Raw genomic sequence first — 14,668 nt, 5'->3', positions numbered from 1 at the left:
GATGGGAGCCGGGCCGGCGGCACCGGGTGGCGGCCCGCCCACCAGGGGCGGCGGGGCGTTCCCGCCGGGCGGCGCCCCGCTGCACGGCGAGTTCGTCGTCGCCGACCCCGCCGGCGGCTACACCACCATGCTGACCCAGACCGGTGCGATCACCGCGGCGTCGCCGTCATCGGTGACGGTGCGCAGCGAGGACGGCTTCAGCCAGACCTACCGGATCGGCACCGGCCCGGACGCCGCCGGCCTCGCCGACCTCGCCGTGGACGACGCAGTGCAGGTGCGGGGCCTTCGCACCGGCGACACCGTGACCGCGACCGAACTCCTGGAGCCGCAGACACGCTGATCAGACGCCCCGGTGGGCACGCCCGGGACCGCATCGGCGGGCTCGGTGCCGGCATTTCTCCTACCCTGTCCGCATGCAGCCCAGCCGCGGAACCACCGGATGACGCGATTTCTGGCGCGCCGGCTGCTCAACTACGTGGTGCTGCTGGGCATGGTGTCGTTCCTGACGTTCACCCTGACCTCGCTGACCTTCAACCCGCTCGACAGCCTGCTGGAACGCAACCCGCGGCCGCCCCAGTCGGTGATCGACGCCAAGGCCGCCGAACTCGACCTCGACAGGCCGATTCCGGTCCGCTACGCCAACTGGGTCTCCGGGGCGGTCCGCGGAGACTTCGGCACCACCGTCGCCGGCCAACCGGTCAGCCAGGAGTTGTGGCGGCGCATCGGAGTGAGCCTGCGGCTGGTGCTGATCGGCTCGGTGATCGGCACCGTCATCGGCGTGGTGGTGGGCGCCTGGGGGGCGATCCGCCAGTACCGGCTCTCCGACCGGGTGATCACGGTGATCTCGCTGCTGATCCTGTCCGCTCCGACGTTCGTGGTGGCCAACCTGCTCATCCTGGGCGCGCTGAAGGTCAACACGATCCTCGGTGTGCAGGTGTTCCAGTACACCGGCGAAACCTCCCCGGATGTCGTCGGCGGGGCCTGGAACCGGTTCGTCGACAGGCTGCAGCACCTGGTGCTGCCCACCTTCACCCTCGCCCTGGCCTCGATCGCGGGGTTCAGCCGGTATCAGCGCAACGCGATGCTCGACGTGCTCGGGCAGGACTTCATCCGCACCGCCCGGGCCAAGGGCCTGACCCGGCGCAGGGCGCTGTTCAAGCACGGGCTGCGCACCGCGCTGATCCCGATGGCGACCCTGTTCGCCTACAGCGTCGGCGGGCTGGTCACCGGGTCGGTGTTCGTCGAGAAGATCTTCGGCTGGCACGGCGTCGGTGAATGGGTGGTCCAGGGCGTGGCCTCCCAGGACACCAACATCACCGTCGCGATCACGATGTTCTTCGGGGTGGTGATCCTGCTCGCAGGTCTGCTCTCCGACGTCATCTACGCGGTGCTCGATCCCCGGGTGCGGGTGTCATGACCGAACAGGCACCCCCCACCACCGAGCGCACCTTCGTGTCGCGCCGCCGCCTGGTGTGGCGACGGTTCCTGCGCAACCGCCCCGCAGTGGTGTCCCTGGTGCTGCTGGGAGTGATGTTCGTGGCCTGCTATGCGCTGCCGCCGCTGCTGCCGTACTCACACACCGACCTCGACTACTACGCGCTGCAGCAACCGCCGAACCCGCAGCACTGGCTCGGGACGAACGCGCTGGGGCAGGACCTGCTGGCGCTGACGCTGCGCGGCATGCAGAAGTCGATGCTGATCGGGGTTGCCGTGGCGTTCATCTCGACGCTGATCGCGGCCACCGTCGGCGCGGTGGCCGGCTACTTCGGCGGCTGGCGCGACCGGGCGCTGATGTGGATCGTCGACCTGCTGCTGGTGATCCCCGCCTTCATCCTGATCGCCATCGTCACCCCCCGCACCCGCGAATCGGGCACCCTGCTGTGGCTGATCCTGCTGTTGGCGGTGTTCAGCTGGATGATCAGCTCCCGGATCGTGCGCGGTCTGACGATGAGCCTGCGTGAACGCGAGTTCGTGGTGGCCGCGCGCTACATGGGCGTGCCCAGTTGGCGCATCATCGCCCGCCACATCGTGCCGAACGTGGCCTCCATCCTGATCATCGACACCACCTTGAACGTCGGCCTGGCGATCCTGGCCGAGACCGGGCTGAGCTTCCTGGGGTTCGGGGTCCAGCCACCGGATGTGTCGCTGGGCACCCTGATCGCCGACGGCACCGGTTCGGTCACCACGTTCCCGTGGGTGTTCCTGGTTCCCGCCGGCGCCCTGGTACTGATCGTGTTCAGCGCCAACCTCGTCGGCGACGGCCTGCGCGACGCGCTGGACCCGGGGATACGCCCGGCCCGGCGACGCCGCCGGCGCGGGAAGGAAACCCGGTGAGCCTGCTCGAGGTCCGCGGCCTGTCGGTGACGTTCTCCACCGACGAGGAACGCGTCAACGCGGTGCGCGGTCTGGACTATCACGTCGACTCCGGCGAGGTGGTCGCGCTGGTCGGGGAATCCGGGGCAGGCAAGTCGGCCGGCGCCATGGCCGTCATCGGGCTGCTGCCCGAATACGCCGAGGTGTCGGGTTCGGTCCGGTTGCACGGCGACGAGCTGCTCGGCCTGGGTGACAACCAGATGTCGCGCATCCGGGGCAACGCCATCGGCACCGTCTTCCAGGATCCGATGTCGGCGCTGACACCGGTGTACCCGGTGGGTGATCAGATCGCCGAGGCGATCCAGATCCATCAGCGCGACATCGGCAAACGCGCGGCGCGCAACCGGGCGGTGGAGCTGCTGGAGCTGGTCGGCATCGCCCAGCCCGAACAGCGCGCCCGTGCGTTCCCCCACGAACTGTCCGGCGGGGAGCGGCAGCGGGTGGTCATCGCCATCGCGATCGCCAACGACCCCGACCTGCTGATCTGCGATGAGCCGACGACCGCGCTGGACGTCACCGTGCAGGCCCAGATCCTCGACGTGCTGCGCACCGCGCGCGACGTCACCGGCGCCGGCGTGCTGATCATCACCCATGACCTGGGCGTGGTCGCGCAGTTCGCCGACCGCGCCCTGGTGATGTACGCCGGGCGGGCGGTCGAGACCGCGCCGGTCGCCGAGCTCTACCGCGGCCGGGCCATGCCCTACACCGCCGGGCTGCTCGGCTCGGCGCCCAGCCTCGACGCGCAGCAGGGCACCCGCCTGGTGCCGATCCCCGGTGCGCCGCCGTCGATGGTGTCACTGCCCGCGGGCTGCCCGTTCACGCCGCGCTGTCCACTGGCCGTCGAGGCCTGCAGCGCGCAGGAACCGGCGCTGGCTCCGCGGGCCCCCGATCACACGGTCGCATGCATCAGAAGCGACCAGGTCGTGGGCCGCAGCGCCGCCGACATCTACGGCATCCCCGGCAAACCCGCCGAAGCCACCGCCGCCGCGCGCGGATCGGAGGTCGTCGTGCGCGTCCGCGACCTCGTCAAGACCTACCCGCTGACCAAAGGGGTGCTGCTGCGGCGGCGCATCGGTGAGGTGCGCGCGGTCGACGGGATCAGTTTCGAGCTGCGCCAGGGGCGCACGCTGGGCATCGTCGGCGAGTCCGGGTCGGGCAAGTCGACCACGCTGCACCAGATCCTCGACCTCGACGTCCCGCAGTCGGGCACCATCGAGGTGCTCGGCGCGGACGTGGCCACGTTGGACCGGCGGGCCCGGCGGGCGTTGCGCAGCGACCTGCAGGTGGTGTTCCAGGACCCGGTCGCCTCGCTGGACCCGCGCCTCCCGGTTTTCGATGTGCTGGCAGAACCCCTGCAGGCCAACGGCTTCGACAAGGCCGCCACCAGAGACCGGGTCGCCGAGTTGCTGACCACGGTGGGGCTGCGCCACGAGGACGCCAGCCGCTATCCCGCCGAGTTCTCCGGCGGCCAGAAACAGCGCATCGGCATCGCCCGGGCGCTGGCGCTGCAACCCGAGATCCTGGCCCTCGACGAACCGGTGTCGGCGCTGGACGTGTCGATCCAGGCCGGGATCATCAATCTGCTGCTCGACCTGCAGGACCGCTTCGGACTGGCGTATCTGTTCGTCTCCCACGACCTGTCGGTGGTGCGCCACCTGGCTCATGACGTGGCGGTGATGCACCGCGGTGCGATCGTCGAGCAGGGTGACGCGACGCAGGTCTTCGAACATCCGAGGCATGAATACACACGCCGGTTGCTGGCCGCGGTGCCTCGACAGCTGCCCGGTCACGATTAGAGTCGGTCGTCATGGGCTATTTGAGACCGCGAACAGTCACCGACTCGCACGGATCGACCCTCAAAAGTGCGATGGTGCGTCTGCTCGCGGTGGGAGCGGTGCTGGGTCTGGTGGTGACCGGCTGCTCGAGCCCGGACCCCGAGGTCCCGTCGGCCGGTGGCGACGCCGAGCTCGGTGCGAGCGCCGACATCAATCCGCAGGACCCCGCCACCCTGCAGCAGGGCGGCAACCTGCGCCTGGCGTTGAACGGGTTCCCGCCCAACTTCAACTACCTGCACATCGACGGAAACGTCGGCGACTTCGGCGCACTGCTGCGCTGGACGATGCCACGCGCGTTCGTCATCGAGCCCGACGGCGAGATGACGGTCAACACCGACTACTTCACCGACGTCGAGCTGACCAGCACCGACCCGCAAGTGGTCACCTACACGATCAACCCGCAGGCGGTGTGGACCGATGGCACCCCGATCACCTGGGAGGACATCGCCGCACAGATCAACGCGACCAGCGGCGAGGACGACCGGTACCTGTTCGCCTCCCCCAACGGCAGCGAGCGGGTCGGCTCGGTGACCAGAGGTGTCGACGACCGGCAGGCGGTGATCACGTTCGACCAGCATTTCGCGGACTGGCGCGGCATGTTCGCCGGCAACGCGATGCTGGCCCCCAAGGTGATGACCGAGGATCCCGAGGCGTTCAACCGGGGCTTTCTCGACGGTCCCGCACCGTCGGCCGGACCGTTCATGATCAGCACGGTGGACCGCGGCGCGCAGCGAATCGTGTTGACCCGCAACCCGGACTGGTGGGGTGAGACCCCGGTGCTGGATTCGGTGACCTACACAGTGCTCGACGACGCGGCCAAGATGCCGGCCCTGCAGAACAACGCGATCGACGCGGTGGGCCTGGCCACGCTGGACGATCTGACCATCGCCCGGCGCACCGAAGGCGTCTCGATCCGGCGCGCTCCGGCGCCGAGCTGGTACCACCTGACGTTCAACGGCGCGGAGGGGTCCATCCTGGCCGATCCGGCGCTGCGCGCCGCGATCAGCAAGGGCATCGACCGCCAGGCGATCGCGTCGATCACCCAGCGTGGGCTGGTCGACAACCCGGTGCCGCTGAACAACCACATCTATCTGGCCGGCCAGGAGGGCTACCAGGACAACAGCATCCCCTACGACCCGGAGGCCGCCAAAGCGGATCTGGACGCGCTGGGCTGGCAGCTGAACGGGCAGTTCCGGGAGAAGGACGGGCGCAGGCTGACGGTGCGCGATGTGTTCTACGACGCCCAGAGCACCCGCTCGATCGCCCAGATCGCGCAGAACAACCTCGCCCAGATCGGGGTCGAGCTGCAGCTCAACGCCGTCGGCGGCGGGCAGTTGTTCACCGACTACGTCACACCCGGAAACTTCGACATCGCCCAGTTCGCCTGGGGTGGAGATGCGTTCGCGCTGGCCAGCCTGACCCAGATCTACGCCTCGGACGGGGAGAGCAACTTCGGCAAGATCGGCAGCCCGGAGGTCGACGCCCAGATCGACGAGACGCTCTCCGAGCTGGACCCGGCCAAAGCGCGCGACCTGGCCAACGAACTGGACAAGATGATCTGGGACGAAGGGTTCAGCCTGCCGCTGTTCCAGTCCCCGGGCAACCTCGCGGTCCGAAGCACCCTGGCCAACTTCGGGCCCACCGGCATCGGCGACCTGAACTACACCGCCGTCGGGTTCATGAAGCCGTGAGCTGACGCACGGCACGCGGCAGCGCGTCGGGCACCACCGCCTCGGCCTTGGCCGCCAGGGTGACCGCGCGCACCAGCAGCCGGATGGACAGGTTGGCCGGCATCGCGTCGAGTTCGGCTGCCCGGCCTGGTAACTCACCGACCGTGCCGGCGGCGACCGCGCGGCAGATCTGCAGTGCGGCCCGTTCCCGGGTGTCGAGGATGCTGTGCCCGGCGGTGGGCAGCGAGACCAGCACCGAATCGGGGATCAGGCTCGCGACCCGGTGCGCTATCGCCGGCGGGGTGGTCAGGTCGCGCCCGCCCGACACCACCACGGTGGGCCAGCTGAATCCGGGCATGGCAGAACTCAGGTCATAAGGTTCGGCGACGAAGTCGGCGTCACCGGAGGCGATCTCGCGGAAAGCGACCGCGGGGTCGAGCGGCCCGCCGTCCGGCACCGCGCCGTAGTTCAGTTGGCGGTAGGCGATGCGCTCGACCAGATCGGGCTCGTGATGGTAGGGGGTCTGGCGTTCCAGTAGCATCCGGCTGCCCAGCCCGACCGCTGCCCAGACCCAGTCGTGGCCGGCCAGCAGCAGATCCAGTTGGCGCCGGAGCACGGCGGGTCCGGCGAGCTCGTAGATGCCCACCGCCTGCAGAACGGCCTGTGGTGTGAAGATTCCATTGGCCACCAACCGCGAGACCTTGGCCGCCAGTTCGCCGCTGTCCGGCGCGGTGCCGTCCCACAGCACCCGCCGGATCTGCGCACGCGCCTCGGCGATGTCGTGCGCGGACATTAGCGGCGAATCGAGCACCATCGCGTGCACCCGCCCCGGATGCCGCAGCCCCAGGCCGGCGGCGAGGTAGCTGCCGTAGGAGGCGCCGTAGACGTCGGCCTGGTCGACCTTGGCGTCATCGAGGACGGCGGCGATGTCGTCGACGGCGGCGTCGAGGTCGATTGCCTCCGGCGGCAGGTCGTTTCCCGCGTCGTCGTGCCGGGACAACCCGACCCCGCGATGTTCGACCATGATCACGTCGAGACCCTGGATCGCGGCGTGCCGCCGAAACGTCCGGTACAGCGCCACCGATGCCGCGCCCGGGCCGCCGGGGACAACCACCAGTGGATGCGCCGATTTGCGGCCCGTCCGCACGTAGTAGACATCGAAGTGCTCACCGGAATCCCCGGTACCGGGACGCACCGGCCGGCGGACCGCGCGCACCCCGGCCAACCCGGCGAGCCGGTCGTGCGCCCGCTGACGGCGGGGGTTCATCGTCATCGTGTTCATTGTGCCTGGCGGCCGGGTTCGCGGCCTCGGCGATGGATGCCCGCCGTGGCCGGCTATGCCGTCAGCTCGATGCGACTGGCGCTGCGCACCCCGTCGTAGCGCTGTGGACTGCAGGTCAGGATGATCACCTGCCCCTCGCCTGCCACCGCATCGAACACGTCGGCCATCTTGGCCAGCCGGTCGGCGTCGGTGAAGCCCAGCGCGTCGTCGATCACCACCGGGACACCGTCTTCCTTGGCCACCAGCGCGGCGCTGGCCAGCCTGGCGACGATGCCCAGCTGCTCCTTGGCTCCACCGGACAGCGATTCGTAGGGCACGGTGCGCCCCGACAGCGTTCGCCCACCGATGTGCAGCTCTGCGTCGACGTCCACTTCGAAGCTGTCGCCGAACACCATGCGGCCCAGCCGTTCCACCTCGCTGCGGTAGGGGTCGACGTAGCGCAGCCGGGTGGCGTCGCGGTGCCGGACCATGACTGTGCGCAGCAGCTGGGCGGCCTTGGCCCGGCGCTGCACCCGCTGGAATTCGGCTTCGGCGTGGGCCCGCTCGGTTTCGGCTTCGTCGAAGCTGCCCTTGCGGCCCTCGGTGCCGTACACCTTGAGTTGGGTGGCGACCTCGCGAAGCGCCTCGGTGGCGCGTTCGTGGTCGGCGTGGACCCGGTCGTGCTGCCGGCGCGCGTCCGCGAGGGCGGCCATCACGGCCTCGGGTGCGTGGCGGGCGAGTTCGTCGCGCACCCCGGCCACGGTCACCTCGGCGGCCCGGGCCGCCTCGGCGTCGGCGTCGGCCGTGACGGCGAGTTCCTCGTCACCGGTTTCACCGCGTTGCGCGGCCAACCGCTGACCGGCCAGGGCCAGCTCGGTCTGCGCGGCGTTGAGCTTCTCCTTGGCCCGTGCCGCACGCAGCCCACACTCGGCGAGCTTCTTGGCGGCTTGCTCGGCGACCTTGCGGTAGGTCTCGCAGTCGCGCACCAAGCGTTCATGGGCAGCTGTGGCGGCGTCGAGTTCGGCGCGCAATGCCGTGGGGTCCTGCGGGCCCTCGGCCGCGCCGTCCCACAGCCCGTCGTCGGCGGGCAATCCGGCCTCCAACACCGACATCCGGGACTGCAAGGCTTCGACGGTGTCGTCGGCGGCGAGAACGTCGACGATGCCCTGCAACCGGTCAGCCGAGGCGACCAACTCGCGGCGCCGCTGATCGAACGCACGGGCCGCTCCGATGTCGTCGGCCCCGGCCCGCTCGAGAAGCTGCGCCAGCGTCGCCGCGGCGCGCTCCAGCCCGGCCTGCGTGGCTGCAGCCGATGCGCCGGGCACCACCTGCAGCGACAACGTTCCGGGCACCACGACGCCGGCGGGCCCGGTGATTCCCGCCGACCAGCGCTCGCCGGCGCGCAGCGACACCCGTTCATCGCCGATCGCAACCTCGAGTTCGGTGTCGGCCGCCAATTCGACGTGCGCGGAGGCCTGTTCGGCGGCGGCGGTGGCGCGATCGGCGACTGCACCGGCCTCTTCGATGGCCGTCATCAGCGAGGGGTTGACCGCGATGGCGGCGAGTTCACGCTGCACCTCGTCGAGCTCGCGTTGATGCCGCTCCAACTTGGCGAGCCGGCCGGCGAGCCGATCGGCCTCCTCCCGGTCGGCCAGCCGCTGCACGGCGGTGCGTGCCGTTTCGACGCGGTGGCGCACCGTCTCGAGCGCCGAGCGGGCTTCGGCGGCGCCCGCCTCGGCCTCCTCCTGCACTTCGGTTGCGGCCGCCAATTCCTCAGCCGCCGAATCGGACTCGGCGAGCAGGCGGGCGACCGTCGCAGTGCGCTCATCGATGTCGGCGCGGGCGCGGCGCCGCTCGGTGAGCGCGGCCAACGACGCGGTGTGCTTCAAGGTCGCCGCCTCGGCCACCGCGCGTGCCCGCTCGAGCTCGGCGCGCAGCGATTCGACGGCGTCGGCAGCTTCCTGCGCAGCTGTGAGTTGTTCTGCAGCGCAGCCAGTCTGGCCCTGGAGTGCGGCGGCCTCGTCGGTCAGCTCGGCGTGCCGCCGGACCGCTTCGTCGACCTCGGCGATCGCCGCCGCGCACCGCGCCACCTGCTCGTCGGCGCTGCGCAGCCGCGTCGTGGCCGCCGCCCACTCCCCGGTCGGACGTCCGGTGGTGGTGAAGTAGCGGCGGTACTCGGCGTCGATGCGGTCGATCAACAGCGAGTCGACGGTGCCGCCACCGGCGATCGCCTCATCGACCTCGCCGGCGGCGACGTCGAGGGCGCGGGACAGCGCATCGGACCCGGACAGGTCCGCGGCGGAGGTGGACGCCGACTGCAGCACCCGCTGCGCCTGCCACAGTTGCACGTCCATGGTCTCGGCGAGCATGGCCCGTACCCGTTCATGCGCCTCGTCGCCGGTGAGCTGCTCGCGCCGGGGCGCCAGCACCGTCAGCTCCGTCTCCGGCCGCTTGTGGAACCGCTTCCGGTAAACGAAGCGATAAGGGCCGGTGGTGATTTCGGCCGTGACCTCGGCGCCGACATCGGCGTGGGTGGGCTTGACCTGCTTGACCTCTTTCTTGGTCGAGCGGTCCTTGGCCTCCAGCAGCAGGTCGAGGGCCTCGAGCATCGAGGACTTGCCGATCTCGTTGGCGCCGCTGATCACCACCACACCGTGGTCGGGGAACTCGATGTCACGGTGGGTGACTCCCCGGTAGTTGGTCAGTGTCAGCCGGTGCAGCTTCATGCCGCGCTCCCGTCGGCCAGCCGCAGCAGCAGTGCCAGCGCCGCCCGCGCGTCGTCGGCCTCGGTGCTGCCGGAGCGTGCGGTGGCGACCAGTTCGTCGACCGCGGCGGCGGCGAACCCGCCGATGCCGAGATCGTCGAACTCGCCGTCGGCGGGCACCACGGCGAGGTCGGTTTGCCGGTCCCACGGCACCAGGGCGCCGAACAGCCGCGCGTAGCGGTCCAGGCAGGCATCGAGTGCGGCACGGTCGGTGACGGTCAACGATCCGACCAGGCCCAGCCGGATCACCGTGCGCTCCTTGTCGGGCATCAGGTCCAGGTTGACGTCGAGGTCGGCGACGTCTCGGCCGTCGTCGACCGAGCGGCGCAGCGAGATGAAGCGCCACCGTCCGACGCGGGCGGAGTCGACGTGCACCGGGCGGCGCTCGTCGGACTCGTCGATGTCGACGACGAGCACATGCCCGGGATCGGGCTCGACGTCGTCGTAGTTGGTCACCTCCGGTGAACCCGAATACCAGATCCGGCCGGTGCCGCCGACGCTCATCCGGGAGTGCTTGTCACCCAACGCGACGTAGTGCACAGCGCCTCGGTCGAGGGCGGCCTCCAGCGCGCCGAGCCGGATGAGGGACGCGCGGTCCTTGTCTGGGACCAGGATGTCCACCGCACCGTGACCCACGAGGATGCGGGTCACGCCGTCGGCGGGCAGATCGTCGACGACCTCGCCGACCAGGTCAGCGGTCGGCGCCTTGGAGTACCAGGGCGCCGCGACGAGTTGCAGCCCGGGCCGCACCTCGTGCACGCCGGGCCGGTCCAGCACGATCACGTTGTCGGGCCGCTCGGCGGTGAACAACGCACTGGTGTACACCGATGAGGCGTCCAGCGGGTCGTGGTTGCCGGGCAGCAGATACACCGGCACCCCGATCCCGCGCATCGCCTCCAGCGATTTTCCGACCTCGTCCGGGGCGAGCTGATTGTGTTCGAACACGTCGCCGGCGACCACCACGAACTCGGCTCCCGTCTCGGCGGCCAGCGGGCCCAGACCGGCGACCGCCGCGCGACGGGCAGCCGAGTAGCGGGGCTGGGCGTCGGGGCTCAGGAAATGCCGGGTCATCCCGAGCTGCCAGTCGGCAGTGTGCAGAAAGCGCATGTCAGGCTGTCCTTCCCGGTTTGGAGGCCGGCCGGTCGATCCGGGCACCGCGAGTCTATGGCCGCGCTCTGACAACTCCCGGGATGCCGACCGGCATGCCCTACCGTTGTTCGGATGACCGCCGGATCGCGCACCCTGCTGCTGCTTCGACACGCCAAGTCGGGCTACCCCTCGGGGGTGGCCGACCACGACCGCCCGCTGGCCGATCGCGGCGTTCGCGAAGCGGCGCTGATGGGCGACTGGATCAGGGCGAACGTCGATCCGGTCGACGCGGTGCTGTGTTCGACCGCGACACGGACCCGCCAGACCCTGGAGCGCACCAAGATCAGCGCGCCGGTGCAGTACGTCGACCGCATCTACGAGTCCACGCCGGGAACCGTGATCGACGAGATCAATGGGGTGGTGTCGCGGTTCGGCCCCGCCGCGGAGCCGGCGACTCTGCTGGTGGTCGGGCACGAACCGGTGATGTCGGCGCTGGCGCTGGCGCTCGCCGACGAGCAGACCAGCCGGGGCGCCACCGCGGAGGCGATCCTGGAGAAGTTCCCGACGTCGGCGGTGGCGGTGCTGCGGACGGCCCGCCCGTGGGCCGAACTGGAGCGGGGCGGCGCGGAACTGGTGGACTTTCACATCGCGCGCTGAGCGCGCAATCCAACCGGGGCGCGCTGAGCGCGCAATCCAACCGGGGCTACGCGCGGGTGGCCAGCGTCAGTTCCATCAGCTTGATCGCCATCCCGCAGGCGTCGATCCCGGGCGTCTGCGGGTTGACCCACCAGCCCACCACCCCGGCCGCGTCGCTGGCCACGCCGCAGGCGCCGTTGGGGTCGTTGGGACGCATCACGATCGACTGGATACCGGCGATGGACCGGTTCTCGGTGTCGTAGTTGAGCTCCTGGGCGACCTGGCGCTCATGGTCCAGGCTGCCCAGCTCGAACCAGAAGCGGGTGATGTCGACCAGCCCGGCCGGGTTGGCGGCCTGCCAGCGACACACCGCGCCGACGAACGTGCTCTGGATGTCCAGCGGGTCGGCGCCCACCGTCTCGGCCAGGATGTCCTCGGTGAGGACGTCGCACTCCTTGAGCAGGTTCGGGTACTGGCGCTCGGAGTCGTTGTTGCGGGGCACGCTGCCCGAGCCGGCCGTGGCGGCGGTGCCCTCGACGGTCTGGGTGCACCCGGTCAGCAGCAGCAGCCCGGCCAGCGCGGCAACCGCAGCGGCGAGGGCGTGGCGGGCGCTCATTTGGAGTTCACAATCGACTGGCGGGTCAGTTCGGTGGCCACGTCGCAGGCGTCCGGGAAGGGTTCCTGGGCGTAGCTGATCGACCATTCGATGAAGTCGTCGCCGAACTGCACACCGATCTCACACAGGTTGACGCCCATGGTCGGGTCCTCGTTGATCCCCATGAAGCCCTCATGGCCTTCGATGGTGATGTCCTCGACGCTGGTGCGGGACAGCTCCATGGTCTTGCGTTCGCGGCCGATCGGGCTGCCGCGGAACCAGGTGAAGGAGAAGTGCGGGCCGAGGATGCTGCCGCCGGCCAGCCACTGACAGCCCACCGAGGTCTTGGCGGTGTTGACCAGGCCGACGACCTGCGTCTGCTCTGTCATCTCCGCGTCGCTGATGCCGCCGCACTCCGGGAAGAACGGACCGTGCGAGACGTTCTGCTCCGGAGCCTGGCTGACCGGGACTTCGGGTGCGGGCGATTCGGAATCCGAGCACGCGGCCAGCAGCGAAACGATGGCTGCAGCAACGACGGCTAGTCGCTGCGCGGGGCGGCGATGTCGGTGGGAGCTGCGGGTCACGCCATGCACTGTAGCGGCCACCCCCGGACCCAACCACCGACATGCCGACTGACCAGCCACTTTATCCAATTCTCAGCGGCCGGCGTCGAACACGGGTGACACACCGGGCGTGTGCGACAGTAACGGGATGCTCTGGGCGTTGCTGCGACGGCACGTGCGGCCGTATCGCGGACTGCTCGTGACGGTCGCCGCTTTCCAGGTCATCAGCACCCTGGCGACTCTGTACCTGCCGACCGTCAACGCCGCGATCATCGACGACGGGGTCTCGCAGGGCGACCTGCGCCGCATCGTCGAGCTCGGGATGGTGATGCTGGCGGTGACCGCGCTGCAGGTGGTGTGCGCCGTGGGAGCGGTGTACTTCGGCTCGCGCGCGGCCATGGGTGTGGGGCGCGATCTGCGCGCGGCGGTCTTCGTCCACGTGACCGGCTTCTCGGCCGAGGAGACGGCACGTTTCGGCGCCCCCTCGCTGCTGACCCGCACCACCAACGACGTCCAACAGATCCAGCTGCTGGTCCAGCTGACCTGCACCATGCTCATCACCGCCCCGATCATGGGGGTGGGCGGAATCGCGATGGCCGTGCACCAGAATGCCGGGCTGTCCTGGTTGCTGGTGGTCAGCGTGCCGGTGCTGGCGGTCACCAACTACTGGATCGTGTCGCACCTGTTGCCGATCTTCCGGCGGCTGCAGGGCCAGATCGACGGGATCAACCGCGTGCTGCGCGAACAACTCACCGGGTTGCGGGTGGTGCGGGCGTTCGCCCGGGAACCGTTCGAGCGTGGCCGCTTCGCCGAGGCCAACCAGGCGCTGGCCGGCACCGCGCTGGACGCCGGGCGCTGGCAGGCGTTGATGCTGCCCGTGACCACCCTGGTGATCAACGTGTCCAGCGTGGCACTGATCTGGTTCGGCGGGCTGCGCATCGACGCCGGCGAAATGCAGGTCGGCTCGTTGATCGCGTTCCTGGCCTACTTCATGCAGATCCTGATGGCGGTGCTGATGGCGACGTTCATCCTGGTGATCATCCCGCGCGCCTCGGTGTGTGCCGAACGGATCACCGAGGTGCTCGACACCCGCCCGGCGATCGGCAACCCGGCAGAGCCGGCACCGCTCTCGCAGATCAGCGGCGAGATCGTTTTCGACGACGCCACATTCAGCTACGAGGGGGCCGACCGCCCGGTGCTGCAGCGGGTCTCGTTGACGGCGCGGCCGGGCACCACCACCGCGGTCGTCGGGTCCACCGGGTCGGGCAAGTCCACCCTGATCGCCCTGATCTGCCGGCTCTACGACGTCACCGGCGGAGCGGTCCGCGTCGACGGCGTGGACGTCCGCGACATCGACACCGAACAGCTGTGGGCGGCCATCGGCCTGGTCCCCCAGCGCGGTTACCTGTTCGCCGGCACCGTGGCCGACAACCTGCGCTTCGGGAAGGCCGAGGCGACCGAGGACGAGATGTGGGCGGCGCTGCGCGTCGCCGCGGCCGACGACTTCGTCGCCGCGCATCCGGACGGTCTGGGGATGCGCATCGCGCAGGGCGGGATGAGTCTGTCCGGCGGCCAGCGGCAACGGTTGGCCATTGCCCGCGCGGTGATCCGCCGCCCCCCGGTCTACCTGTTCGACGACGCCTTCTCCGCACTCGACGTGCACACCGACTCCCGAGTGCGGGCGGCCCTGGCCGAGGTGTCCCGGGGCGCGACGTTCATCGTGGTTTCGCAACGGATTTCGACGGTGTCCACGGCCGACCAGATCGTCGTCGTCGACAACGGCTCGGTCGTCGGAGCGGGAACTCACGAGCAGCTGCTGCGCACCTGTTCGGCCTACCGGGAGCTGGCGGATTCGCAGTCGGTGCCGGCAGGTGAACCGTGA

12 protein-coding genes are annotated in these 14,668 nt (G+C 70.0%); 7 read left to right on the top strand and 5 right to left on the bottom strand.

The features are described 5' to 3' along the window. The 5 genes from ACXAID_RS06830 to ACXAID_RS06810 all read left to right on the top strand — a co-directional run. Positions 1 to 340, top strand: a 340-nt coding sequence (locus ACXAID_RS06830) for a hypothetical protein (RefSeq protein ID WP_475021428.1), incomplete at its 5' end; no start/stop codon positions are given. A gap of 99 nt (positions 341 to 439) precedes the next feature. Then, positions 440 to 1,417 carry an ABC transporter permease gene (locus ACXAID_RS06825; RefSeq protein WP_475021427.1) on the top strand — a complete coding sequence of 326 codons (978 nt, stop codon included), beginning with the start codon at positions 440 to 442 and terminating at the stop codon, positions 1,415 to 1,417. Further along, positions 1,414 to 2,334, top strand: coding sequence for an ABC transporter permease (locus ACXAID_RS06820; RefSeq protein ID WP_475021426.1), 921 nt, complete (start codon positions 1,414 to 1,416; stop codon positions 2,332 to 2,334). Before ACXAID_RS06825 ends, ACXAID_RS06820 begins: the two co-directional genes overlap by 4 nt. Beyond that, positions 2,331 to 4,169, top strand: coding sequence for a dipeptide ABC transporter ATP-binding protein (locus ACXAID_RS06815; RefSeq protein ID WP_475021425.1), 1,839 nt, complete (start codon positions 2,331 to 2,333; stop codon positions 4,167 to 4,169). The genes ACXAID_RS06820 and ACXAID_RS06815 overlap by 4 nt, the downstream gene beginning before the upstream one ends. 71 nt (positions 4,170 to 4,240) lie before the next feature. Beyond that, complete coding sequence (locus ACXAID_RS06810; RefSeq protein WP_475021437.1) at positions 4,241 to 5,899, top strand: ABC transporter family substrate-binding protein; 1,659 nt, start codon at positions 4,241 to 4,243, stop codon at positions 5,897 to 5,899. On the opposite strand, the gene ACXAID_RS06805 is transcribed toward ACXAID_RS06810, so the two are convergent. From ACXAID_RS06805 to ACXAID_RS06795, 3 genes are all read right to left on the bottom strand, one after another. Beyond that, complete coding sequence (locus ACXAID_RS06805) at positions 5,886 to 7,151, bottom strand: alpha/beta fold hydrolase (RefSeq protein WP_475021424.1); 1,266 nt, start codon at positions 7,149 to 7,151, stop codon at positions 5,886 to 5,888. The two genes, ACXAID_RS06810 and ACXAID_RS06805, sit on opposite strands and share 14 nt — an antisense overlap. A 62-nt stretch (positions 7,152 to 7,213) precedes the next feature. After that, positions 7,214 to 9,865 carry an AAA family ATPase gene (locus ACXAID_RS06800; protein ID WP_475021423.1) on the bottom strand — a complete coding sequence of 884 codons (2,652 nt, stop codon included), beginning with the start codon at positions 9,863 to 9,865 and terminating at the stop codon, positions 7,214 to 7,216. Continuing rightward, the gene (locus tag ACXAID_RS06795) at positions 9,862 to 11,010 is read right to left on the bottom strand and encodes a metallophosphoesterase family protein (RefSeq protein ID WP_475021422.1); all 1,149 of its coding nucleotides are present in this window, start codon (positions 11,008 to 11,010) and stop codon (positions 9,862 to 9,864) included. The genes ACXAID_RS06800 and ACXAID_RS06795 overlap by 4 nt, the downstream gene beginning before the upstream one ends. A 114-nt stretch (positions 11,011 to 11,124) precedes the next feature. Between ACXAID_RS06795 and ACXAID_RS06790 the strand changes: the two genes are divergently transcribed. Next, the gene (locus tag ACXAID_RS06790; RefSeq protein WP_475021421.1) at positions 11,125 to 11,649 is read left to right on the top strand and encodes a SixA phosphatase family protein; all 525 of its coding nucleotides are present in this window, start codon (positions 11,125 to 11,127) and stop codon (positions 11,647 to 11,649) included. 46 nt (positions 11,650 to 11,695) lie between these two features. Here ACXAID_RS06790 and ACXAID_RS06785 read toward each other — a convergent pair whose 3' ends face one another. Together ACXAID_RS06785 and ACXAID_RS06780 are read right to left on the bottom strand one after the other, a co-directional pair. Next, positions 11,696 to 12,244 carry a DUF3558 domain-containing protein gene (locus ACXAID_RS06785; protein WP_475021420.1) on the bottom strand — a complete coding sequence of 183 codons (549 nt, stop codon included), beginning with the start codon at positions 12,242 to 12,244 and terminating at the stop codon, positions 11,696 to 11,698. Next, the gene (locus tag ACXAID_RS06780) at positions 12,241 to 12,816 is read right to left on the bottom strand and encodes a DUF3558 domain-containing protein (RefSeq protein WP_475021436.1); all 576 of its coding nucleotides are present in this window, start codon (positions 12,814 to 12,816) and stop codon (positions 12,241 to 12,243) included. Before ACXAID_RS06780 ends, ACXAID_RS06785 begins: the two co-directional genes overlap by 4 nt. Positions 12,817 to 12,934: 118 nt before the next feature. Here ACXAID_RS06780 and ACXAID_RS06775 point away from each other — a divergent pair, with 118 nt between their 5' ends. After that, on the top strand, positions 12,935 to 14,668 hold the full coding sequence (locus ACXAID_RS06775; RefSeq protein ID WP_475021435.1) for an ABC transporter ATP-binding protein: 1,734 nt from the start codon (positions 12,935 to 12,937) through the stop codon (positions 14,666 to 14,668).

This window comes from Mycobacterium sp. ABE4_509 (assembly GCF_056160785.1).
The sequence above is the reverse complement of the archived record's forward strand: the minus strand, read 5'-3'. Positions and strand labels throughout refer to the sequence as shown.

Bases quoted from the DNA above. Each gene is read 5' to 3' on its own strand.
- ACXAID_RS06775 (WP_475021435.1), top strand. From the start codon at position 12,935: ATGCTCTGGGCGTTGCTGCGACGGCACGTGCGGCCGTATCGCGGACTG.
- ACXAID_RS06810 (WP_475021437.1), top strand. From the start codon at position 4,241: ATGGTGCGTCTGCTCGCGGTGGGAGCGGTGCTGGGTCTGGTGGTGACC.
- ACXAID_RS06790 (WP_475021421.1), top strand. From the start codon at position 11,125: ATGACCGCCGGATCGCGCACCCTGCTGCTGCTTCGACACGCCAAGTCG.
- ACXAID_RS06795 (WP_475021422.1), bottom strand. From the start codon at position 11,010: ATGCGCTTTCTGCACACTGCCGACTGGCAGCTCGGGATGACCCGGCAT.
- ACXAID_RS06805 (WP_475021424.1), bottom strand. From the start codon at position 7,151: ATGACGATGAACCCCCGCCGTCAGCGGGCGCACGACCGGCTCGCCGGG.
- ACXAID_RS06800 (WP_475021423.1), bottom strand. From the start codon at position 9,865: ATGAAGCTGCACCGGCTGACACTGACCAACTACCGGGGAGTCACCCAC.
- ACXAID_RS06785 (WP_475021420.1), bottom strand. From the start codon at position 12,244: ATGAGCGCCCGCCACGCCCTCGCCGCTGCGGTTGCCGCGCTGGCCGGG.
- ACXAID_RS06825 (WP_475021427.1), top strand. From the start codon at position 440: ATGACGCGATTTCTGGCGCGCCGGCTGCTCAACTACGTGGTGCTGCTG.
- ACXAID_RS06820 (WP_475021426.1), top strand. From the start codon at position 1,414: ATGACCGAACAGGCACCCCCCACCACCGAGCGCACCTTCGTGTCGCGC.